The organism is Termitidicoccus mucosus, assembly GCF_038725785.1.
Lineage (GTDB): Bacteria > Verrucomicrobiota > Verrucomicrobiia > Opitutales > Opitutaceae > Termitidicoccus > Termitidicoccus mucosus.
Map to the genome: position 1 here is coordinate 6,795,267 of NZ_CP109796.1, position 24,365 is coordinate 6,819,631.

Consider the following 24,365-nt stretch of genomic DNA (forward strand, 5'->3'; position numbering starts at 1 on the left):
GGACGTGTCCGCCGCGCGAGCGTTTCGCTTTCCCTCACGGCAGGCATTCAGTACATGTCCATGCCGGTGAGGTCGGACGGGGGCATTTCCCCGCAGGCGCACATGGCGGGTTCGTTTGTGTCTTGCTCCTGTGTGTGGTTTTGGGAATATAATCCCAGAATGTCCGGGCGGTTGGGGATGATTTTTTGCAGGTTTTCGGCCACCAGATCGAGGGGAATGATCTCATGGAAGTGTCTGGCAACTTCCTTGCAGGTGTTTTTTCTGAATTCCTGCGAATGGAGGCATATTGCTTGTTCGCGGATTCCGGTTATTGTCATTAAATTGAAGGCAAGGCTGTCCAAGGAATATGCAAAGCTGTATGGGGTGGGTTTTGGAGTGAAACAGATTTCTGATATCCTTATATCGATGGCGTAGGTGTAGAGGTGGCAGATCAGGGAGTGAAGTTTGTCCAGGAGTTCCGCCAAGGCGGGATTGTGGGATTTTTGGTTTTCGATTTCGGGATAGTCTTGTTCGTATTGGCGTTTCAGGAGGTCCAGGTATGCTTCGAGTTTGCACAGCCATTCGGGATTGTTTTCCCTGAAGGCGGTGTTTTCGAGATTTTTATAAGCGGTGTGTATGTCTGGAATTTCGGCGTTTGCGAAATCCTTCAGTTTGTTGAAGATGACCTGGTAGCCTTCCGACATGTAGTCCCAGAAGGTGGAGTTATCTCGTATGGGAGTTTTTTTGATGGCATGCCAGACTGCCTTGATAATGCTTCTTGGTGGAATTTCGGCAACCTGCGCAGATATGAACAGGTCGTTAAAAGCTTCCGGGGTGCGATACATGCTATTGAGGTTTGCGAGGGCGCCGTTGACGGCGTCATTGGAAATGCCGGTGATCATGGGAAAGGCGACGGAAGAGGCGTTCATGTTGGGATTATGGGATTTTGAGGATATGTTCCCCATTGACTTCCGGTGGTTTTGGACCTGCAAGGTGAAATTCTCCGCGTGGAGTGCTTTTGCGAGCGGTTTGGGTGTGCCGTGTTGATTTTATCGGTATTCCGGGTCGGGTCGGTTTGTATTTTGGGTGGTTTTTTAGCGGTTTGGAATATGGTTGTTTGTTGTGAGAGGAATCCGCCGGGGAAGGATAAGAACGGGTGGAAAATTCGCCGGTTTTCATTCATATTTTCATGCCGGATCCGGGATTTCCCCGTTTTATTAGATCGCATCCATTTCCCCGGCTTCTTGTTGTGGAATACCCGGGTCTCGCGAGAAATCTTTTTCGGCGGTTTGGAGGAACATAGGTTGCAGGCTTGCGGCGGCGTGGATTTGGGATTCGACGCTCATATTATTGCCGTCGCGCTGCATGCCCATGTAGTCGCGTCCCTTTTCGACGGGTTTGCCGACATGCTTGTTGTCCAGGGTGCTGGATTTTTGGACATGGTAATAGGCCGGGATGACCTCGGTGTGGATTTTGGTGAGCCCCGAGATCGGGGAGTAGAGCAGGACGGTCTGTTTGCCGGCGGTTCCGCCGTTGAGTTTTTCCAGGGAGCCGCGGGCGAGGACGGCGTGGACGGTGAAGGAGACATCGGCCGGGCGTGGGCCGTTTTCGGTGCGGATGAACGGCATGTGCGGGTCGATGACGGTGATGCCCTTGGTGCCTTGGGGATCGTTGAGCTTGCTTCCGGTTTGGAAGAGTTTTTCGGTTTTGATTTCAAAGACGATTTCGCCGGCGTGTTTTGGGATTGGCCGGGAGACTGGATGGGAGAGCAACTCCCGGACATGCTCGATGCGTTTGAGGGCGTAGTGCAGGTTTTCGTTCAGATAGGATTCGTGTTTGTCGATGGTCAGGCCATGCCGGGGGCCGGCCAGGAGGCTGGCCAGGGTTTCGCAGCCATTGGCGGACTGGAGTTCTCGCAAGGACAGGGAGACGAGGGAGCCGTCGGGCTGTCTGCCCGTGAATTTCTCGATGCAGGCGAGGGGATCGATTCCCTGTTCGCGCAGCCTGGTTATATAGTCGGGGTCGAGGGAATCGCGCAGGCGGGCGAACCGGTCGGCGGCGTTCTTGATCTCCGAGCGGATGTGGGCGAGCAGGGTTTTTTCCGGGGCGGGTTCGCCGCCGGCTTCGAGTTGGACGGGGATTTGGGCCGGGTTGTCCGGGTCGGAGATGAAGGAGACCTTTTCCAGGATGCCGCCTTGGGCGGGGCCGGTGACGAGCGGGATGATTTTTTCATGCTCGATTTGCCAGGCGAGGATTTCCCCCGGGTGGACCAGGGTGCCGGGCTGGATTTTTTTCAGATGGACGGGATTTTTTTTCTGTTTGAGGACGAGGGTTTCCATGGCCGGCTGGTCATAGCGGCCGGACGCGACGGAGTGGGCGGACACCATGATCGTATCCTCGATGCCGGTGGGCAGCAGCAAGGCGTTGCAGTTCACGCCCGAGTGGAAGCCGGTGAAGTTTTTCTCGCGTGCCTGTTTGCGGTAGGGGGCTTGTTCCGGGCCGGCGATCCAGTCGCCCTTGGCGACTTTGTCCCCGGGTTTTACCCAGGGGCTTGGATGCATGGGATTTTTGAAGGCGTTGATTTTTTGCCGGGGAATCTGGCAGATATGGTTGTCGCCGTTGTCCTCGGTGATGACGGCCAGGATGAATTCCCCGGTTTCGCGAAGGGCCGTGAGGGTGCCGGAGGCTGGGGCGGCGAGGCAGACGCCGATGTTGGAAAGCGCCTTGAGCTTGTTTTTGGCGGGCCCGGTCAGGCGGGCCGGAGGCTCGGCGCCGTTGCACAGGCGGGCGTTGTTTTCGCCGGCGTGGGCCATGGGCTGGCGGGCGGGCGGAGTGTTGCCGGATTTGGCTAGGTGGAGCGGCAGCATATCGGTGGCGTGGCAGGGCAGGTACGCGGTTATTTCCCCTGGCGGGCAGGAGGCGGTGACGCGCCCCTCGATGCGCAACAGCACGGAGGCTCTGGACGTATCCGGGAATCCGATATGCACACCGGAGTGTTGTTTTCCCAACTCGCGCTCCAGGCGGTTGAATTGTTCCCAGTTATGAAATTCGATGCTGGTGTTTCCGTCCCCGTTTTTTATGGCCACGGGTTTGAGGATTTCGTTGGACAGCGGATCGATTTTGGCGGCGGCGCACAACCAGTGGTCCACGCCGACATTGCCGGATTCGGGGGACATGGCGGCGATGAAGCCGATGGCGGAGGGATGGTGTGTCCGGTTCAGGTCGGAAATCGCGTCGATGAGGGTGGATTTTGCATTCAGCCGGAACAGGTCGAATTTGTTTTTGATCAATCCGGCCTTGATGGCAGTGGCGGACGGCGTGGGCGCCTCGTTGATGACCTTTGGCATGGCCGGGCTGATGAAGAATTTTTTCATCTCCGCCTCCCAGTCATGCCGGAACCAGGGAATTTCGAGGGTGTGGCTGGCGTTGTTTTGCTGGTAATGGGAGGCGGCTTCGTCGAACACTTGATTGATCTGGAGCGCGAGCCATCGGGTGAGGCGCTCGGCCCCGGTTTCGACGTGCAGCCGGCCCATGTGGTTGGGCGGCAGGAATTCTTTTTCCGGCAGGCGCTCGCGCAGGATTTCCGCGGCGCGGGCCGCGTGTATGTTCCAGTGCGGGGTGGCTTGCAGGATTTTGAGTTCCGGCGCCAAGTCCGGGTATTCGCTGGCGAGGGTGTCGAAGTGCTCCCGCCAGCCCGGCCTATGGGATTCCGGCGTTTTATTTTGTGCGTTGGCGACCTGTTTGAGCCATTGGTTTATTTTGAATTTGATATTTTCACCGGTGTTGTGATCCAGGCATTGCTGGATTTTTTTTATGAGTTCGGGCTCGTTGGGCAGGTCCCGGAAATCGATCCGGCTGCCGGTTTTGTTCCGGTAGTTTTCGAGGGTGCGGGCGAAGGCGCCCCACAGCGGGCGCGGCAGGACGAGCGGCTGGCTGGCCGCGAGTCCGTTGCGTTGCAGGGTCTGGATGAAGAGGTTGTTTTTCCCCTGGAGGATGAGGACATCGGGGGTTTTCCATAAAATGTCACGGGTGCCGGGGGAATTCGGGCGCTCCTCCGAATTGACGAAAAATATCCCCGGTTTCTGGGTCAGGTGGGATACGGCGTAATATTCGTTGGCGCCGTAAGTGTAGGCGCCCTTGGTGTTGGGATACGGGACGCCGGGGACGGGCAGTTTCAGGGTGGCTTTTTGCGGGCGGTCCCGGGTGTTGATGAGGTGGGCCAGGGTGATTTCCAAGGGCCGCGTGATCATGTCGTTGCGGCTGGCGTGGCCCGCCTCCGGGGGGCCACGCCATTGCACGTTCGTGATTTGGTGGATTTCCCCTGAGTCGGGTTGTCCCGTCAGATATTGCCGGGGAAGCGCGCGGTGTAATTTTTGCGGAATGGCATCCGCCAAGTCGAGCAGCCACCGGGTGGAGGAAGGGGCGTCCGGCAGCAAATCATAGGGGGAATGGGTCTTGTCCATACCAAGTATTGGGAATCCGGGCGGGCTGCGGGGAATGTTTTTTCGGTTGCGGGTGACGGAGATCGTGGGAAACCGTCAGGGCCGTGATCCGATGGCTTCTGGTTTTTCCAGATTTTTCGCGCCGACTGCGGTGCGCCATCGCGAAGCCGGGGCAGCCCATCGTGGAATTTTCGTTAGGTTCCATGCTGCCACCGGACCAGATGCCGGACCTCGGCGGAAAAGTCGTTGCCAGGCGCAAGCAGCCATCCGTGCGCCATGAGGGCGTCTCCGCCTTGAATCAGGTCCGATCCTTTCTGCCGGTATTGCCAGTCCGGGCGCAGCCCGCGCAGCCGCAGGCGCATGAGCGGGGTATTGGCCTCGGCCAGGATCACGGCGTGAAATACGAGCGCCTCCGTCTGATCGTCCGAGACCAGCATCCACGCGCTTTCCGAGTCCGCGAAGGGGCTTTTCAGACGATAGAGGTTGCCGGTCGCGAGCAACGGTTGCCATTGCCGGTGGCGCTCCACAAGTCGTGCGATTTCGGCCAGCTCCGCATCAGTGCAACGAGCGAGGTCCAACTCCAAACCGAAAGCCCCGGTTTGGGCGACAAGGCCGCGCGTGCGCAGTGGAGTCGTCCGTTCTACTTGGTGATTCGGCACAGCTGAAATGTGAGCCGCCATTGCAGAAAAAGGATACACGAGGCTGGTTCCGTATTGAATGAGCAGGCGCGAAATCGCGTCGCTGTTGTCACTGGTCCAAATCTGCGGCATATAATGCAGCAGGCCAGGATCGAAGCGTCCGCCGCCGCCGGAGCAGCCTTCGAAGAGCACGTCAGGAAACGTGGACGTCAGCTTTTCCAGCACGGCGTAGAGTCCCAGGATGTGGCGGTGCAGGGTCTCCCCTTGGCGCGCCGACTCCCGTCCGTCCGAGGCGATTTCCGTCAAATTACGATTGGCGTCCCATTTGACGTAGCGGATGGGAGCGCTGCGCAGGAGAGCGATGAGGCATTGCAGGATGGCGTCGCGTACTTCCGGACGGGAAAAATCGAGCACGAGTTGGCTACGCACGAGCGAACGGCTGCGTCCGGCGACATGCAGGCACCAGTCAGGGTGCTCGCGATACAGCTCGCTGTCCGGAGAAATCATCTCGGGTTCGAGCCAGAGACCGAAGAGCATGCCTTCGCGGGCGATGGCTTCGGCAAGGCCGACGAGACCGCGCGGAAGTTTCTTGGGATAGGGCCACCAATCGCCGAGGGAGGAGTGGACGTCATCGCGGTGGCCAAACCAGCCGTCGTCGAGCACGAACAGCTCCACGCCGGTTTTTTTGGCCCGGCGGGCGAGATCGATCAGCCGCGTTTCATCGAAGTCGAAATACGTGGCTTCCCAGTTGTTGATGAGCACGGGGCGCGCGCGGTCGCGATAGCGACCACGGCAGAGGCGGGTGCGATAGAGGCGGTGATAGGTGCGCGACATCTCCCCAAGGCCGCGGTCGGAAAAAGCCAGGGCCGCCTCCGGTGTCTGGAAAGTTTCACCGGGCTCGAGTTGCCAGCTGAATCCCGCCGTCCCCAAGCCGATTTGCGCGCGGGCGGTATCCATGGCGTCGAGCTCGACCAAGCCGAGGAAATTGCCGCTGTAGATGAGGCTGAACCCGAACACCTCGCCGTGCTCTTCGCCAGCATCGGGCGCGCGAAGTGCGAAAAAGGGATTGTGTTCGTGTCCGCTGGCGCCGCAGCGACTCTCGATGGCCTGGACGCCGGGGCGCAACGCCGTCTCGTGGAGATGCCGCTCGCGCGCCCACGCCCCGGAGAGGTGCAGCCAGCGCCACGAACGCCGCTCGCCGAAATCGACATTCGCGCTGAGGACGCGTCGCAGACGGCACGGTTGGTTGCCCAGATTGGTGACGCGGGCCGAACGGGCGATGACATCGTGGACGGCGAAGGCCGTGTAGGAGAGCGTCACCCGCAGGCCGCCGGTTTCGTCGAGCAGATCAATCTCCAGCGTGTCGGCTTCGGATTCGGTTTCGACATAGAGCGCCGGCAGGCCGGGCAGGCCGGGTTTGCCGCGCATCAAGCGGTGGGCTTCGTAGCGAAGATTGAGAACAGCGGAGCCGTCCGCGTGCTCCACTTCTACCGCGGGTGAGTGGAAATCGCCGCTCCCGGAAAAGGGAAACTCGGAAAGCAGGGTGTTGAACGAAAGGCCGGTGTCGTCGTTGCCAACAGGGGCAAAGGCACGATCAAGCGAAGGACGCCAGATGCCCAGATCTGTGGGATTCAGGCGTGCTCCCCAATGCCAATGCTGGAGACGTCCTCCGGCTGCGACTCCCAACGCATAGGAAGAGCGAGGAGTTTGGAGAAACCAAGCGGAACCGAACGAATGGATAGGCATAGAACGCAGTCAGCATCGCGGGCGGATTACAATCCTCCAGCCCGCGAAAAATACACGATATGAAAAGGAGTGCTGTGGCAAATGACTCAGGGGCTGGAAACCGGCACGGCGGGTGTCTCTGGCGCCAGGGTAAGTTGCAGGATCGTGACTGTATCCGGAACATTGATACGAATGGTTCCGTCCCGTGCATCCGCCGAGGACGAACTGAGCCGCCCCAAGTCGTCGTAGCGATGGACAACCGCACGCACGGGGCTCCGCCCAAATCCAACCACCACGGGAGCATCCTTGGTTTGAATATCCGACTTGGATGCGGCATCGTAAACATCCACCTCCTGCCAGAGCAGAATGTAAAAATCTCCATTGCGTTTTTGCAGCACGGTGTGATGCACCATGCCGGCGTCGCCCGTGATCCGGAAATCGAGTCCTTCGGGCCGGAAGCGCGCAGGCGAATCATCAAGCAGTCTGACCAATGACTGGAGGGCGGTGAAGGCCGGTTTGACCGTCCCATCCGGGCGCACGAATCCAAAACCATGCTCGAATTCGAGTGGATCGTCGCCGGTGTCGATAAGTTCGTAGAAGTATAGCCGCTCAATTCGGGGGTGATTCCAATATTCGGCCACCAAACGCGGTGTGTATTTGGTTTTTGCCAGCTCGGAAACCGTCCCGCCTTGAGGGCTGGCGACCGCTGTGGTGTAGCCGGTTTCGGTGGCCACAATGGGCTTGGGAATGGTGAACACCTTGTCCGAGGTCGCGACAGCCTCGGACAGCAGCGTGCTCGGGCGTTTGCCGGCGGGATAGCTGTGCATATTCTGGCGGTCTCCCTCCGATCCAGCGAGATCGGCCTGGTGTTCGTAACGCGAGACGGAAGGAACGATCACGGGAATGGCGCGTGTGGCGGGATCATGTTTCACCGTATGATAAATTTCCTGCTGAAGCCGAATGGCGCCAGCTGGGTAAGGCTGGCCGCGGTAACTCCAGTTGCTCATGATGCCACGAGGCGGGTCCACTTCGTTCACTCCCTCGACGTATTTGATGAAATCGGGGAATGTGCGCAGGCGTTCGCCGAATCTGGGAAAGAAATGACCGATGTGAAGCAGGTCGGCTTGAAGACCATGCTCGACATACAGGCGGTGATAAAAGGCCCAATCCGCATCGACATCCTTGGCATTGGTTCGATAGTGCCGTATGCCCAGCCCGACGAGCGATTTTTCAACCAGCATGATGTTGGCGTAGTTTGACTGATGGTTCCTCCACGAGGGGCATTTGATGTTCACACCAATGCCATCAACAAAATCGAAGGCCCGCCGGGCGGCCTCGGCAAATGCCAGCGAGCCAACGTTGGCGAATACGCAAACGAGGCCGAAAATAAGACGACAAGAGTATTTATTTATCATATTGTTGGGTGATGAAATAGTGCGACTAGACCTGTGAACGGCGCTGCTCCAACTGAGAGCGGATAGCCTTCATAGCCGGTTCATCCAGGGGATATTTATTAAGAAGAACGAGGCACAGCGATAAGAATAGAATTGGCCCAAGCGAAAAACATACGCGCAGCCAGAAAATGGATTCTGGATTTTGCGCGCCGCCGAGCGCGGCATCGTAGCCGATCAGGCTCAGCAGAAGTCCGCCCAGAAAGTAAGTGAGCGATCCGGTAAATTTCTGCACCAGATTACCGATGGCGCCGAAAGTGCCTTCGCGCCGCCGGCCTGAGTGCAGTTCATCGTGATCACAGATGTCCGCCTTCATCGAGCTGACGAGAATCCAGAAACCCAAGCTGCAAAACTGAGCCAGTATCCCAATGATTAGCCATGTCCAGGGATGGGCTGGCGAAGCGAGAAACCATTTGCTGATGGCCGCAGTAATATTGAGATAGAGACAAACCCGAAGAGCCCGGGTCTTGCCAAATCGCAATTCGATCCGGCGCACAATGGGAATGGCAACAAAGGCGAAAGCCGTCACGACAACCGTCGTAAGGAAGAGCAGTTTGCCGGTGGCGACGGTATCTCCGCCAAAAACGTGATAGGTCATTACATAGAACCCCAGCGCATCGGTCGTCTGCCATCCGATTGTCAAGCTGGCGATGATGCCCATCAAAATGATGAAGGGCCGGTTGGTGACCGCGGCCCGCCATTGGGTCATGAGGGGCTCCCTTTCCTGACGGACGCTCAATCGGTAGTAGCGTTCGCGCAGCAGCAAACCTGGCATCACGCCCGTGACGAGAATCACCAGGCCAACCAGAAGACCAAGCCAGCGGGCGCCGGCGACGGTGCCTCCGAAGAAAGGCCGCTGGCAAAACCAATAGAAGCCCCCGGCGGTGAGCATCGGGATCAAGCCAATGTAGGACCGCCAAACCTGAACCCGCGTGCGTTCATGATAGTCAGGGGAGAGTTCCAACCCGAGTGCCATGTAAGGGACCGAATAGATGGCGAAAAAGGTGTAGAGCAGCAGGGTGGTGACAAGGAATTGGATCGCCAAAACTGCGTGGCTGGCTCCTTCCGGAACCCACCACACCAGTGGATATGTCAGGGCGCAGAGGATCGCGCCGAGCACGAGATAAGGGCGTCGCCGGCCCCATTTTGTCCGCGTGTTGTCGGAGATGGCCCCCATCAATGGGTTGGTGATCGCGTCCCAAATACGCCCGATCATCAGGATGGCGCCCACCGTCGCCGGAGACACGCCGAGTTCAACATTGAGGAGCGGCATGGCCAGCATGGCGAGTCCCGTATGCGGATACTGGTAGGCGATGACGCCGAGGCCGTAGGCGAACAGTGAGCGTGGCTGAAGTTTTTCCGGGCTGGCATGGGCCGGTTGAGGTTGCCCCGGCGAATCGGGATGCGGCGGGGCAACGGAATCTTGGCGAGGCGAAGTCATGAAGGGGATAGGTGGACGGGATGAGTGTTAAAAAGGAGTGTAAAGAGATAACCGGGGACAGATACCCGGCCACGCAAGGTTCAGGGCCGGGATTCTGTTATCCGTCCGACAAAACACCCATCCAAGCGCGAAAGGGCAATCCGCAAGGGCATGAAAGCGTTCACTAACCTTTCACCGGGATGCAATGGGGCGGCGATTCCCGGGCGAGTATGAACGTTTTCACTTTCTTGGGTGTAGTCAGGGCGCGGATGAAAAAATACGAGGGGGCCATGATTGCAACCCGCTTTCATCCCGAAAAAACATCCAAAACCATGCGCTCCCCCACTCCAATGAAACGAATCATTAATCTCATTTTTCTCTTGAGTATCGTTGCCCTGATCGGCGGCGTTTGCCCGGTTGACGCGGCAGTCGCCACGCTAACCCCGGTTGCCGACGGCTCCGTGCGGGAAGATATCGCGTTTGGCGGCGCAAACGGGACAACGACCGAGTTGTCGGTCGGACGACTAGCCGGCGGCGCATTGCACGGCATGCTGGTGTTCGACCTGACTGCCATTCCCCAGGGCGCGAGCATAACCTCCGCGCAGCTGGTATTGCAGAACCCCCGGCGCGATGACGCAAGCGATACGGCAACGATAACGCTCGACCTTCATGCCATGACGACGGAATTATATAACAATGCCTCCACTTGGGCGTATCGCATTCCCAACTCCGCCGGGCAGCAGGATGGGATTATGTGGACAACCGCCGGCGGCACTTACGACGCCCCAGTGCTTTCAACGCTCGACCTCCCGGTAAAAGCAGCGACTGTGCCGGTCCTCTGCACTTGGAATTCAAGCGGTGCCTTTGTGACCGCGGTGCAGCAGGCAGTGGGATCCAACCTCGGACTGCTGCTCAAAATGAGCGACGAAGGAACGAGCAGCGGACGCAAGGCGATCCCCTTTGCGAGCCGGGAGCATACAACAGGCATCGTGCCGCAATTGATAATCGAGTATGTGGCGAACGAGAAAGCCGGGCGCGCCGACGACTTCGTCGAGAGCCTTGGGGTGAATATCAAAAGGGCCTCGTGGCGCGACTATGCGACGCCCTACTCGAATGTGGCGCTCGTGGAAAGCCTGCTCGGGGAGGTTGGCATTCGCTACTATCGGACGGGGGCGAGGGAAGGCTCGGACAGTGATTGGGTCGCCTACCGCAACATGTTTAATAATATCGGCGCCAGGGGCAACATGCTCATGCCCTACATCTGGAATCCCCAGGCGCCAAATGACTGGTTCGGGCCAATGCTCCGGCAATACGCCGATGTCTTCGTCAGTGTCGAGGGCCCGAACGAAATGAATGCCCCGGGGAACATTTACAACTACAACGGAGTATTGTTCCCCGAAGGTGATGTGAACGCGATGAGGGATTTGTCCACTTATGTTCGCGGCCATGCCAGCACGCAGCACCTTAAGTTGATCTCCCCGTCGATGTATACGCAGGAAAACGCTCCCGTCGGCGAGGCGCTTCTCAAGGGGAAAATCGACGATTACACAGACTACGTCAATCTGCACTCCTACGCGGCGGGGGGCCAGCCCATAAAGAACCTGGACAACAATATTAACAATGCGAAGGGCCTCTTCGACCCGCCGCGCCCAATCGTCTGCACGGAGAGCGGGTGGTTTACCGTTCCAAATCTCGGGGGAGTCACGGAAAAGGCCCAGGGCAAATATTACCCGCGCATGTTCGCGGAATATTGGAACCGGGGCATCTTGAAAACCTACGCATACGAACTGATCGACGAACTTCCGGACCCCGATAAGGAAGATCCCGAAATGAACTTCGGCTTGGTGCGTTACGACGGCTCCCGCAAACCGGCCTTCACGGCGATGAAGAATCTCACGGCCCTGCTCGCGGAGCGGGGGCAGAACTCCTTCGCGACCGGCGCGCTGAACTTTACGCTGGGCGGCGCGGGAAGCGAGGTGCACCACACCCTGCTTCAAAAAAGCACGGGGGAATTCTATCTGCTGCTCTGGCAGGAGGTGCGCAGCTTTGGCCCGGGCACGCCGCCCGACATCGACAACGCGCCCGTGAGCCTGAGCGTTTCAGCAGCCACCCCGATCCACAGCCCGACGCTCTATCGCTTCGACGACTTGGGCAACATGAGCAGTGTGAATCTGGCCGTTGACGGCGGCAACACCGTGTCAATCGATGTGCCCGACACGATTGTGATCTTGAAGTTCACCAGTTCCCCCGGTGGTGACGCCCCCCCGCTCGCGCCGTCCGGCTTGACGGCAAGCATGGCGGGAGGAGTGGGCAGTCCGGTGCAGTTGTCTTGGGATATGACCCTGGGGGCCGAAAGTTACACCGTCTCGCGCGGTGCCAGCAGCGAGGGGCCATTCATATCGCTCGCGTCTGGGATCGACACAACCAGTTACCATGATTCCAGCGGCACGACCGGTTCATACTACGTCGTCACGGCGAACAACACCCAAGGCGATGGGCCGACGTCGAGTCCGGTCCTCCCGACGCTGACCATGGATAACGCGGACAGCACCGGTGTCACAATCACCGGATCCTGGACGAGCAGCACCAACGTGCCGGGATACTACGGATCAGACAGTATATGGTCCGGCGACGCCAGTGGCAGCGTTAAGTTTACCCCGAATCTGTCGTCAGGGAACTATTCCGTTTGGATTCGATGGAGTGCCGCTGCGAACCGGGGCAGCACCGTCCCGATTGATGTCACTCATGACGGAGGCACGACACGGGTGCTGGTTGACCAGCGGGTGGACAACGGCGTGTGGAAGCTGCTGGGGGTGTATAATTTTGCGGGAGGCGCGGCAGAAAACGTCCTGATTAGCACCGTCGGCGCCCAAGGGCTCGTGGCGGCGGACGCCGTGATGTTTGTCCCCGTTTACTATGTCGCGCCGACCGCGCCGGTCGGTTTGCGGGCCGCCACGGGACACTTGCAGGTCGCCCTGAGCTGGAACGCCTCGCCAAACGTGACCGGCTACTCCGTCAAACGGGCGACAACGAGCGGCGGTCCCTATGCAACCATCGCTCCGTCGGTGGCCGAATCGAGCTATGTCGATACCAGCGTTGTTGGCGGCACCACTTACTACTATGTGGTCTCCGGCAGCAACCCGGAGGGCGAGAGTCCGGATTCGGGCGAGGTGGCGGCCTTGGCCAGCCAGATCACCGCCACCATCACGCTCGGCGCTTTGAGCCAAACCTACAATGGCTCGCCCAGACCCGTTACGGTCTCGACCGACCCGTTGGGGCTGGAGGTTGTGGTGACTTATGACGGCAACGCCGAGCCGCCGACCGGTGCCGGTTCATACGCGGTTGCCGCCGCCTTCAGTGATCCCAGTTACGCGGGTTCCGCCTCCGGCACCCTGGTGGTCGCGAAAGCTTCGGGCGCGGTGACCCTGGGCAATCTTTTTGCCATCCACGACGGAACGCCAAAAACGGCAAGTGCCACGACGACTCCCGCGGACCTGGCCACCCAGATAATGTATAATGGCGGGCCAACGGCACCCAGCAACGCCGGGACTTACGCGGTCACGGCTACCATCGATGATGCCAACCACACGGGTTCCGCGTCCGGCACGCTGACCATCGTGTCCGTTGCGCAACCCTCCGGCGGTGTCGTCCAGAACGGCTCCCCGCGCACTCTCTCTGTCGTGGTGTCCGGCGAAGCCTCGTTCCAGTGGCGCAAGGACGGCGTGGCCATTCCCGGCGCGACCGCCTCCACGTTCGCGCTCGCCGGCAAGCCTTCCGACGCGGGGGTGTATGATGTCGTCATCACCATGCCCGCCGGCGAAATCATCAGTGATCCGGCCACCGTGACGATCACACCCGATCCCGACAGCAGCTTCGCGCAGTCCTCCGCGATCGTGATGGACGCCTCCGGCACCCTATATGTCGCCGATGCCTCCCGGCATGTCATCCAAGCGATCGCCCCCGGCAAAAACGTCACCACCTTCGCGGGCATGCTCGATTCGCCCGGCGCGGTGGACGGCACCGGCACCGCCGCGAAATTCAACACGCCGGCCGGCCTCGTCTCGCGTTCCGGCACGCTCTATGTCGCCGATGCGGGCAATAACAGCATCCGCACCGTCGCCCTCTCCACCCGGATGGTCTCGACCTTGCTGTCCGGCACCATTGCCGACACGACTAAACGACTCTCCAATCCCTCGGCCATTGCGGTGGATGCGGCGGGCAACGTTTACGTCGCCGACACGGGCAACCATGTCATCCGCCTAGTCAGTGCATCCGGCACGATCACCACGCTGGCGGGCGCGCCGGGTGTTTCCGGCACGACCAATGCCAGCGGCACGCAGGCGCTGTTCAATGCACCAGCGGGGATCGCGTTGCTGGAAATGGGAGGCAGCGGGACACTCTATGTCGCCGACACCGGCAACCACACCATCCGCGCCATCGCGCTCGATGGCGGCGCGGTCTCGACAGTCGCGGGCCAGCCCGCCACGGCGGGCAGCGATGACGGCCCGGCCTCCGCCGCGCTCCTGAACGAGCCGCGCGGACTGGTTCTCGACGGCCCGGACCTCTATTTTGTGGACACAGGCAACTCGCTCGTCCGGAAACTCGCGGGCGGCGAGATCACGACGATAGCCGGATATCCCGGCATCGGCACCATACCTGGCGTGCCGGGCTTCAAGGACGGCTCCGGCACCAACGCGTGGTTCAGTTATCCGGAGGACATCACCATGGGGGCGGACGGCACCCTGTATGTCGCCGACACGGGCAACAAGGCGATCCGCTCGATCGACGCGTCCGACAACGTTGTCACCCTGTCCGTCACCGCCACGACCAGCGGCAGTTCGCAACCTCCGGGTGGCGGCTCGGGCAACGGCGGCGGCGGTGGTGGCGGCGCGCTCAGCCTGTGGGCGCTGGCCCTCCTGACCCTCTCGCTGCTATGCCGCCGCCGGATGCGCTGAACAAATGCCTTGGACATCCTGATGAGCCTGCATCTCGATCCGTTCCTACAACTGGTGCCCAAGCGGGCTGAGGCGCTGCTGCGCCGCCTGCGCGCCGGGATATGGCGCGACCGCAGTGAAATCACCGTGACGGCGACCTTGCCGACGCCGCATCACCGCCGCCTCGCGGAGGTGAGGAAAGAGGCACGCGAGCCGGTGCCAAGCGGGACGGCTTGGGGTCGGCTTTATGACCAGCGATGGTTCCATGCGGCGTTGCCTGGGTTCGCCCCGGATTCAGGCAACCTGTATCTGGAGTGGCGCGATCAGGGCGAGGCGACGCTGTATGTCGAAAGCGTGCCGTATTACGGTTTCGATCCGGCGCACCGGCGCGTGGCCATCCCACCCGATACGCGCGAGCTATGGATCGAAGGCACCTGCTGCCAATCCGGCATCTGGCACCCGGACGCCACCGGACTTTCGCCACAGGGGAGCCGTTTCGACGGAGCGTTTTTGACCAGACGTGATGATGCCGCCTGGGCAGCCGCGCATGACTTGCAAGCGCTCTACGACGCGATGCTTTTTCTGCGCGTGCGACAAGGCCCCCGAGCCCCGTCAACGCCACCGTCATTTGGTCCACAACCTTCTGTCGATAATACCACGCCGCTTTTCCGTCGGCTGTTGCATCTTCTCGGACGGGCGGTGGACGCACACGATCTCCACGGCATTGACGCGTTCCGCGCATCGATAGCAGCCGCGATGGTAGAGATACGCGAACAGCGTGCGGTGGTGCGCGCGGTCCTGACTGGTCATGCGCACATAGATCTGGTGTGGCTCTGGCCTGAGCGGATCGGTGAGGCCAAAGCGGTGCATACGTTCGCGACCGTGAACAGACTGATGTCCCAGTATCCCGAATTCCTCTTCGCTTATTCGCAACCGGCCAGCTATCGGGCGGTGCATAGACGCGCTCCGGAATTGTTCGAGGCGGTGAGGCAACGAATGCAAAGCGGCCAATGGCAGGCGACCGGAGCGATGGATGTGGAAAGCGACACCCAGCTTCCGTGTGGCGAGGCGCTCGCCCGCAGCTTCCTGCTTGGACAGGCGGAATTCCAACGCATGAACGGACACCCAGCGCGGCTGCTTTGGCTCCCGGATGTTTTCGGTTACAGCGGCTGTCTGCCCCAGCTCATGCGGCTGACCGGCGTAGAATGGTTTTTCACCACCAAGCTCACGTGGAGTGCTGTGAATCGATTTCCTTACAGCAGTTTTCTTTGGCGGGGTTTCGACGGAAGCGAAGTCGTAGCGCACGTGACACAAAACGTCGGTTACAACAATTCCCTCGACCTTGATGAACTCGACGCCAACGCCTGCGGTCATGCCCAGTCAGCCGTTCATCCCGAATTTCTGCATCCGACCGGCTTTGGCGATGGCGGAGGCGGGCCGACGGAAGAAATGTGCGAGAGAGCACGCCGGCTTTGCCGATTGGCGGGCATGCCTGAGATAACATGGGACCACCCGGAGGCGTTTTTTGAGCGGCTGTCTGAGCGTCGGGATAGTTTGCCGGCATATCAGGGGGAATTTTATCTGGAATACCACCGCGGCACCTACACCACACACAGTAATTTGAAAGCGGTATTTCGTGCGGCCGAGCGAGCGTTGCAAATACGAGAAGCCACTGCCGTTGCGACAGGCGTCGTGCCAGACTTAACCGAGCCATGGCGACGGCTGGTATTCGCGCAGTTTCACGACTATATACCCGGATCGTCGGTGGCGGAGGTTTATGACGAGGGTATCCCAGAATTGATCAAATTAGCAGAACATCAGCAGCACGCAGCCCAACAGGAACTCTCAAGAGACGGTGGTTCCTGGCATGTATTCAATCCGCTGCCACAGGTCTGGCGTGGCTGGGTTAAATCACCTGATTCCAGCGAAGCCGAGTGGCATGAGTTGCCTCCGTTATCCGGGGTGCCGGTTAGGGACGCGTCCGTAAAAATGAAATCACCTGCGCCAGTTGTGGCAACGGAACGCTCACTAACAAATGGGCGGGTGTTCGCAGAAATCGACGATGACGGTTGGTTGCGGCGCTTTGCCATCGACGGAGTGGACACGATATTCACAGGTCCGGCAGCCCGCGCCATTCTCTATGTGGATCGTCCGGCAAATTTCGATGCGTGGGATATCGACCGGCATACACTTGATCTTGGCATCCCCGTCAACACACCTGCGAAATTTCAACTCGAACAAGCATCGCCACAACAAGCAGTGCTTGCCGTGACCCACCCCTTGGGAGGAAACAGCCAGCTCACGCTTCGCTATATTTTGCAGGCTGGCGAGCCGGTGCTGCGCATTGAAGCCGAGGTGGATTGGCGGGAACCGCAAACCCTGTTGAAGTTGCATTTTCCAACCGCATATCGCGGAGTAAACGCGCGCTTCGGGGCGGCGTTTGGAAGCGCCTTGCGCGGGCAGTTGTCGGGTAATCTTGCGACCGAGGCACAGTGGGAGGTTCCGGGCAGCCGCTGGGCCGCAGTGTCACATGATGGCGAGAGCGATGGATTGGCAATCATCACCGAGGCGAAATACGGGTTCAGCGCACGCAACGGCGATCTTACGGTTTCATTGCTGCGCGGTGCGCGGATCGCTGGTCACGATGATCATGCCGTCGCAGCCCCGCCGTCATTGAGCCGGTTGTCGGTGGCATCTCCGTTTTCGGACCAAGGTCGGCACGTCATGCGGCTGGCAATTACGCGTTACGCTTCTGCCGAGGCGGAGCTGAATCCGGCGGCATTGGCCGATACGTTGTTTACCGAGCCAGTGCACTATTGCGGCGAACCCTACTCAAGCGGATTACTCGCCGTGGAGGGCGCGCCGACGCTCGTTCCAGCGTGGGCGATGCCGGTGGATGGCAGATGTTGGGTGTTGCGGTTGCACGAAGTCGCTGGAGTTCCCGGGCGGGCGGTCTTTTGCGTTGCCCCGGGGTGGAGCGTGTGTCCTTGTCGGCTGGACGGAAGTATTGAAAAAGCAAATACACCATTAACCAACAGCGTGGATTTTCGTCCTTATGAAATTGTTAGCGTTTGTTTCTCGCGTGAATCGGAAGCCTTATGAGCAAGCACCATACTGAATCACCTCGGATACATCACCTGAAATTGTTGGCGATTTTCGGCGATCACATGGTCTTGCAACAAGACGTGCCGCTTTTGATTTGGGGTCACGCAGCACCTGCGGAAGTCATCGAGGTTTCTTTTGGCGGACAGATTCAGCGTGGAAATGCAGATGAACAAGGACGGTGGCAGGTAACGCTCGCGCCCGAACCAGCCGAGACTTGTGGGAGAGCATTTCGCGTCACCGCGTCCAGCGGAACAGTTGAATATACTGACGTTGTCGTAGGCGATGTCTGGCTGGCTTCGGGGCAGTCCAACATGGAATTCGGCCTGCAAACAGATGCCGAGGCGGCGCAAGCGATTTCAGGGGCAACCGATACGCGCATCCGCATGTTTTTCGTGCCGTGGGCGACATCGTTTTTGCCGTGCGAAGATTTTGGTGCGGCAGTCAATGCACTGGATGGCCGCTGGGTGATTTGCTCCCCCGAGACAATGGCGGACACATGGGCGTGGCACGGTTTTTCGGCCGTCGCCTACTTCTTCGGGAAAGATATCGCGTGCCGGACGGGAACGCCCATCGGCCTGATCGGCGCCTACAAGGGCGCCACACGGGTCCAAGCCTGGATGAGCCTCGCAGGGCTGGCCAAGGAGCCTCCGTTTGCAAGGCATATTCTGAATTACGCGCGGAATATTCTCGATAATGGGACTGCCAAAGCACAGCCAGCGCCGATGTCGGAGGAAGATTGCAATCGTCCCACCGTCCTTTTCAACGGGATGATCGCTCCCTTGCGGCGCTACGCTTTGCGCGGCGTTCTTTGGTATCAGGGAGAAAGCAACGGCGGCAACCTGACTGACGCTCTGGAATATGACGGTCTTTTCCCGCGCTTGATCGAAGATTGGCGTGCCCAATGGGAAACCGATACAATGGCGTTCCTTTATGTGCAGCTGGCGAATTTCAGGGCCCCAGCCAAACACCCATGCGAAGGCAATTGGCCGTGGATTCGCGAGGCTCAACGTCGAGCGTTGCGCCTGCCTCGCACAGCGATGGCAGTCGCGATCGACGCCGGGGACGACGATGACATTCATCCGACACGAAAAAGAATCATTGGGCGACGATTGGCGGCGGCGGCCCGGTGTGTCGTCCATGGCGACGACATTGTCTTTTCCGGCCCTGACTACCGCGGCCTTGAAATCACCGGCGGCAGGATACGGCTCTCGTTTATGCACATTGGCTCGGGTCTCATCGCCGGAAAACCCGGAGCCCGGAACGAATCGAATCCCGTTCAGCCATTGACAGGTTTTGCCATCGCGGACGCCGGGCATCGGTTTGTATGGGCCGAGGCTCGAATCGAAGGAGATAACGTGGTGGTCTGGAACGACGGGATTCGGCATCCGGTCGCCGTGCGCTACAATTGGGCCGATAATCCCGATGGCAATCTCTACAATCGCGAAGGATTTCCCGCCTCACCTTTCCGAACCGACGATTGGCCTGCGGTCTCAAGTAGCGACGCCACACTCTCCGGCGTGGAACGCGCCAGCTAGATTTTATTTCGATGTGCGTTTTATAGTGGACGTGCCGCCTCGTTCATGCTCGACCGCTCGAAAGCTGCCAGGCAAATGGGGATCGTCTCCGATGTATTCCGGAAATTTCGGATAGGGAAAGATCGGCCTCATGAAACGGATTCCTTTGCCCGGATCTCCGCCGTTGTAGGCGGTGGCGACAAGCCTTTCTGGCGCGTCCCCCTGCTCGACCCACCGCTCTAGTGCCAGAAGAATATCGTGCTCGCTATCTTGCGGCAGCCGCGTCTCAAGCGATTGACCGAAATCGTTCAGTCCCGGCCCACCCCCAACGTGTCCCAAACCGGGGACCACAAAAAAACGAAAGAATGTCTGTGCCTTAGCCAGTCCGCCGTGAGTCGCTACAACCCGCTCATAATAATCTATGGCATCTTGAAACGGCGTAATTGCGTCAGCTGTGCCTGCATACATTAGGAGCTTTCCACCCCGACGCTGAAAATTCGAGAGATCCGGATCATTGGCGTTCAAGAGCGGAGCCAGCCGCTGATCGGCGTGCCCAAGATCCTTATCAAAATCGAACGCGCGGAAATCGAAATCGACGCCAAGAATCCAGCGGAAGATAAAAGAAAACGCTGGCGGCTCATCGGTGTTCTTATTTCCCAGAAGCAGCAGGGATTCGCTGCCATGGGGCGGCGGAGAGTAGATTTGTTCGCCTGTGCGCGGATTGGCCGGGCCGGAGTAAATTGATTTTAACGCCGCCACTTGCGCCTGGGTCAGATAATCCGCACCCTCTGTTTCTCTTGGAGGCGGCAGGAGAACGACGGGATCGAATCTGCATCGCCGGGGGTCGGTCAGAAAGTTGTCAGTGGGCGCCCCTCCATCTTTGCCCGCGCCTGCGGCGAGCACGGCCTTGGTGACCAAGGCGATTTTCTCCCGCGTAAGGAAGCTGTCCGGCGTCTTGTGCGCAGCCTGCCAGTTCCAGACGAACATGGCATGCAGATGCGTGCGGTTGTTGGCTGGCGCGCCCGCAACAATCCCGTCGTAGTCGTCAGGATAGCGTTGCGCGGCCATCAATGCTTGCTGCCCGCCTGTCGAAGCGCCGACAAAATAGGTGTGGCGCACAGGCTGATCGTAGTAGGCTCGCACGAGCGCTTTGGCGGCCAGCGTCATCTCGTGCGTCGCGCGGAAACCGAAATCCGCCCATCGCTCGGGATGGTCAGTGAGATTTTCGCCATTGGGCGCCGTTCCCATGTCCGTGTTGACAGTGGCATAACCGCGCCGCACTCCTGCGGCAAGCACGCGGTATTGGATTGCGCCAGCGGCCCCGCCGTTGCCAGTGGCCAGGATTTTTCCGTTCCAGTTTTCTGTCGGCATCCAGAGTTCGATCTCGATATTCGAGTCCGGCGTCGGTTTCAAGGTCGCGACGACCCGGCAGAACGGTGGAATTTTACCTGGAAGAGGCTTGCCGTTTGGCAGTTGGAATTCACCACCCGCAACAACCTCCGTTTTGGCAATGATCGTTTCAGTAGCGAATCTGGCCTTAGCAATGTCGTCGAATCCACCAAAGGCAATATGCGGCAAGCAAAACCAAACAATCGAGCCGAGCATCAAGAGTTGTCGTATTCCCATCATTTGAAGTTTAGAAATCGCGCTCATCTTTCACGGCAAAGCGGATGGGTGTCACCAATCATCCGTGCGGAAAGGCTCGGCGGGCAGCCCGTCCATATTGAACAATCCCGCATTCGGTGCATTGCGCCACGCGTAGCGCACCGCCACGGGATCGGACACCTTGGAAGAAGATAGTATTACCGTGCCGGTGCCCTCGATTTTCGCCTTGGCGGGATGAAACACACGGTCGGCTCCAGCTAGTTCGAAACCGCCGAGATCAGCGTAAGGAGTTTGCAGCCCTTTGGAGACATTATCGAAACGCACCTGATAGCTGTCGCCTTCGCGAACAGTGGAGGCGACAACCGGACCACGGTCCAACACATCGAATCCGTAGGCGCGATGCAAGGCGAGGCGAACGAGGCGGCGTCCGACAGGGAGCTTGTTCCGCGGGTGAACGTCCGTCACGCTTCCGATATCGAGCGTCACCGCTTGGCCGGTGGCAGGAAGAGAGAGCGCGTGAGCCTGGGCTTCCCGGAGAGATGCCCAAACGGTGCCATTGCTGTCCCCACCGCCGAAACTCGGAATCTGAATCCAAAAAAAGGGTATGTTATCTTGCCCGAAACTGTTCCGCCATGCGCTGATCATTAATGGGAAAAGTTCCTTATATTCGTCCCCGCGTCCGGCATTGGATTCACCCTGATACCAGATCACTCCACGCCAAGCGTAGGGAATCAATGGAGCGATCATTCCGTTATAAAGACCGGACGGTGTGAGTCGATGCCCAGGGCCCACCGGTTCAATCGGCTTCGGATCGCTGAAATCTTTTCTGGTAGCGAGGGCGGCATCTCTCGCCGTTCTCCAAAGTGCCAGATCCTTTTCATATTTCGCGATTGCGGCTCCGTAGTCGGGGAATTTTACGATGGTTGATTCCCAACGCGCTTTTATAGTCTTCGAATATTTCGACGACAATATGGCTGATTCAGGCGTCCAACATTCAAGCTCGGTGCCTCCCCACGCGCTACAGACTATTCCTACTGGCACTCGCAGATGGAGCGCTAGATCGCGCGCAAAGTAATACGCAACCGCAGAAAAATTCCCGCTGGTGTCCGGCCCGTTGGGTTTCCATTGCCCTCTAACCGTGGTTGCGGGTGTGTCAGCCACCGTGTGATCAACTTTGAATTCGCGGATGAGCGGAAAATTGCCGGACGCGCGAATCTCCAGATCGGCGTCGAATGTCCACTTCAGCCACCATTCCATATTCGACTGGCCGGAGGCGAGCCAGACTTCGCCAACTAGAATATCGTGAAGCGAAAGGCGTTCGGTGGCACCTGCGATGACAAGATCGCGCGGCTCCGCGCTAGCTTCAAGGGCCGGCAGATCGACTCGCCAGCGACCATCGGCGTCGGCAGTGGTGGCGACAACATGGCCGGCGAAGCTGACAGTGATGCGCTCGCGGACGCTCGCGGTTCCCCAAACTGGAACAAGTTTCTCGCGTTGAAGCACCGCATGATCCGTGAAGAGCGGAGCGGGGACAATGCCGCCGTTCGCAATCGCAAGCAGCGAAACGCTCATCCAAAAGGCAGCTAGACTAAGCAGAATTTTCATTTTTAGCGCATGATATTTTTTGCCACTGCTTAGCTATATCAATAGACTCTCACTTCGAATAACCGGGCTTTCGGAGCACCATTTGTAGTGGCGATTTCGATCCGTAACGACTTAGCAGTGACGGGTGTTTTGAGTAAATGAACGCGTTTCCGAAGATAGTTGCCGGTTATCGACAATACATTGTTTCCGTCGAGAAGCAGGGAGTAATCCCGAGCGAGTTCAGGCTGCGGACCGCGAATGGTTTTCTTGCTATGATGATCGCTGGGCGATAGCTTCAATTCTCGCTGAAAACCGGAATCGAAAGTCAGATGGATTTCGGAAATCACACGTGTAGTGGGCCAGGTCAATTCAATCCATGCCGGTACGGTGTGTGACTCCCAACAGTGAGTCTTATCGTCGGCCCACTTTCCAAAGTGTGCCGGCAGCTCGCGAGTAATTCCGTCAACGATGTTGCGGCAATCTGCGCCTGTGTCCTGGCTTGAAGCTTCGATTGTGGCTGAATGGGCCATATCGTTCGGATCCTGAGCGGTGATCCCGAGCAGAAAAGCGTCATTCTTGAGAAGCTGCTGTTGCAGCCGGGCAACGGCAGCTTCATCGTAAAAGCCGGCTATGCTAGCGGAAGGCTCGGCCATGGCCGCCGCGGTGCCAATGGCCTGCCCCATTACGGAACAGGTGCCCATGACACGGGTAGTCGCAAAGCCGACGTGTGTGGCGCTGATATTGCGCCCGGCGAAAAATAGATTCGTGATATTCCGTGAATAGAGACATCGGAGCGGAATCGAGAACAGGTGGGGCACCGGTGCGTGAACACACGGCGGCTCCTCGACTGCATCCACGCCGCTCGGCGGGTGCAGATCAATCCACCAGCCACCATAGGCAACCTGATCCTGAAAAATCGTGCCACTCTGAACATCGTTCTGTGTCAAGACGTGGGGTCCAAGGAAGCGACGCGATTCACGTTTGGCCGGGATTGCCCCGACCCACTCAAGCGCCCAGTTGGCCGAGTCCGGATGATTGCCGGAATTTTTGACGTAGTTCCAGACGCCGAGTGCAATACGTAACAGCTCATGCCGAATTGTGGTTTCGTCTTTGATCATATCGAGCTGCCCCCCCCATTCGGCCCACCAATAACCATATTCATAGCTTCTGATATCTCTTTTGTGAAAATCCTCCTGCTTGAACTGGCGAGCCCACGCTGGCGCTTCGAATGGCTGCGGTGTTGGATACTGGCGCGCGGTAAATAGGATCGACGCTCCAAGGGTCTTTCGATCAGCGACCGGCAAAGCCAATGGCTCGCCGTATTGATCCCGTGCCTCTCGCCCGATGACGAAATCCGCGCCGGCTTCCTTGCCAAGACGTCCGTCACCGGAACAGTCCGCGAAGAAAGAGGCGTTGATGGTAAACTCCTCTTCGGTGCTGTGCCTTACAACCCTGACCGATTTGATTCTGCGGCCCACAGGCGTATCTATTGTTTCACAAGCTTCACAGCTTGTATCAAGGAACAGACGAATATTCGGCTCACTGATAACCTTTTCGTAGAGGAGAAGATCCCATTGAGAAAATGACCGGTGAGGATTTCGGCAAGCATCGGTCAAACGAAGCTCTTCCAGCAAACCCGATTCACGAGCGCCTGGGCGATGGCCCTCGCAATCGGCTCCGACAATATGCATGCGGACTTCGCTGGAAGCAGCACCGCCCAAAACGGACCGATTTTGGACTAGGACCACCTGACGGCCCAACCGGGCAGCGGCGATGGCAGCACAGACGCCAGCCATGCCGCCTCCAATGACAACGAAGTCTGTCGATAAATGATGATGAGTCATATGTAAATTACGAAGGGGAAAAGGGATTACAGGACGCGGAAGCGAATAACTCTAAACACCGCTCGGCTTTCAAGTGGCGGCAAAGTGAAAACGTTCACAGCGAATATTGTTCAGGCCCAAGCGT

11 protein-coding genes are annotated in these 24,365 nt (G+C 58.8%); 3 read left to right on the forward strand and 8 right to left on the reverse strand.

Annotated elements, in window-relative coordinates; translation table 11 throughout:
- Positions 1-47: 47 nt before the first annotated feature.
- The 5 genes from OH491_RS24055 to OH491_RS24075 form a co-directional block, all read right to left on the reverse strand.
- Entirely contained in the window at positions 48-824 is a 777-nt protein-coding gene (locus OH491_RS24055; RefSeq protein ID WP_342750738.1) for a hypothetical protein, read from the reverse strand.
- 372 nt (positions 825-1,196) lie between these two features.
- Complete coding sequence (locus OH491_RS24060) at positions 1,197-4,442, reverse strand: hypothetical protein (RefSeq protein WP_068768680.1); 3,246 nt, start codon at positions 4,440-4,442, stop codon at positions 1,197-1,199.
- A 173-nt stretch (positions 4,443-4,615) separates the two neighbouring features.
- Positions 4,616-6,745, reverse strand: coding sequence for an alpha-galactosidase (locus OH491_RS24065; RefSeq protein ID WP_334319000.1), 2,130 nt, complete (start codon positions 6,743-6,745; stop codon positions 4,616-4,618).
- Positions 6,746-6,891: 146 nt separating this feature from the next.
- Positions 6,892-8,199 carry a hypothetical protein gene (locus OH491_RS24070; RefSeq protein ID WP_068768678.1) on the reverse strand — a complete coding sequence of 436 codons (1,308 nt, stop codon included), beginning with the start codon at positions 8,197-8,199 and terminating at the stop codon, positions 6,892-6,894.
- A gap of 25 nt (positions 8,200-8,224) precedes the next feature.
- Positions 8,225-9,676 carry an MFS transporter gene (locus OH491_RS24075; protein WP_084441809.1) on the reverse strand — a complete coding sequence of 484 codons (1,452 nt, stop codon included), beginning with the start codon at positions 9,674-9,676 and terminating at the stop codon, positions 8,225-8,227.
- Positions 9,677-10,035: 359 nt separating this feature from the next.
- On the opposite strand from OH491_RS24075, the gene OH491_RS24080 reads away from it, so the two are divergent.
- The 3 genes from OH491_RS24080 to OH491_RS24090 are packed head-to-tail and all read left to right on the forward strand — an operon-like array spanning position 10,036 to position 19,229.
- Entirely contained in the window at positions 10,036-14,610 is a 4,575-nt protein-coding gene (locus tag OH491_RS24080; protein WP_334318999.1) for an MBG domain-containing protein, read from the forward strand.
- Between the two features lie 9 nt (positions 14,611-14,619).
- Positions 14,620-17,691 (forward strand): alpha-mannosidase, encoded by a 3,072-nt coding sequence (locus OH491_RS24085; RefSeq protein WP_084441808.1) that lies wholly within the window; start codon positions 14,620-14,622, stop codon positions 17,689-17,691.
- Entirely contained in the window at positions 17,688-19,229 is a 1,542-nt protein-coding gene (locus tag OH491_RS24090; protein ID WP_068768676.1) for a sialate O-acetylesterase, read from the forward strand. The genes OH491_RS24085 and OH491_RS24090 overlap by 4 nt, the downstream gene beginning before the upstream one ends.
- Positions 19,230-19,232: 3 nt before the next feature.
- On the opposite strand, the gene OH491_RS24095 is transcribed toward OH491_RS24090, so the two are convergent.
- Genes OH491_RS24095 through OH491_RS24105 form a run of 3 tightly spaced genes read right to left on the reverse strand, consistent with a single transcriptional unit; the run spans position 19,233 to position 24,241 of the window.
- A complete protein-coding gene (locus OH491_RS24095; protein ID WP_342750739.1) occupies positions 19,233-20,861 on the reverse strand; it encodes a tannase/feruloyl esterase family alpha/beta hydrolase in 1,629 nt (542 codons plus the stop codon).
- Positions 20,862-20,885: 24 nt separating this feature from the next.
- The gene (locus tag OH491_RS24100) at positions 20,886-22,418 is read right to left on the reverse strand and encodes a sialate O-acetylesterase (protein ID WP_068768674.1); all 1,533 of its coding nucleotides are present in this window, start codon (positions 22,416-22,418) and stop codon (positions 20,886-20,888) included.
- Between the two features lie 38 nt (positions 22,419-22,456).
- Entirely contained in the window at positions 22,457-24,241 is a 1,785-nt protein-coding gene (locus OH491_RS24105; protein WP_068768673.1) for an FAD-dependent oxidoreductase, read from the reverse strand.
- Positions 24,242-24,365 lie beyond the last annotated feature (124 nt).

Coding starts and splice junctions, on each gene's coding strand:
- OH491_RS24100 (WP_068768674.1), bottom strand. CDS start 22,418: ATGAAAATTCTGCTTAGTCTAGCTGCCTTTTGGATGAGCGTTTCGCTG.
- OH491_RS24070 (WP_068768678.1), bottom strand. CDS start 8,199: ATGATAAATAAATACTCTTGTCGTCTTATTTTCGGCCTCGTTTGCGTA.
- OH491_RS24090 (WP_068768676.1), top strand. CDS start 17,688: ATGAGCAAGCACCATACTGAATCACCTCGGATACATCACCTGAAATTG.
- OH491_RS24095 (WP_342750739.1), bottom strand. CDS start 20,861: ATGAGCGCGATTTCTAAACTTCAAATGATGGGAATACGACAACTCTTG.
- OH491_RS24055 (WP_342750738.1), bottom strand. CDS start 824: ATGTATCGCACCCCGGAAGCTTTTAACGACCTGTTCATATCTGCGCAG.
- OH491_RS24075 (WP_084441809.1), bottom strand. CDS start 9,676: ATGACTTCGCCTCGCCAAGATTCCGTTGCCCCGCCGCATCCCGATTCG.
- OH491_RS24105 (WP_068768673.1), bottom strand. CDS start 24,241: ATGACTCATCATCATTTATCGACAGACTTCGTTGTCATTGGAGGCGGC.
- OH491_RS24060 (WP_068768680.1), bottom strand. CDS start 4,442: ATGGACAAGACCCATTCCCCCTATGATTTGCTGCCGGACGCCCCTTCC.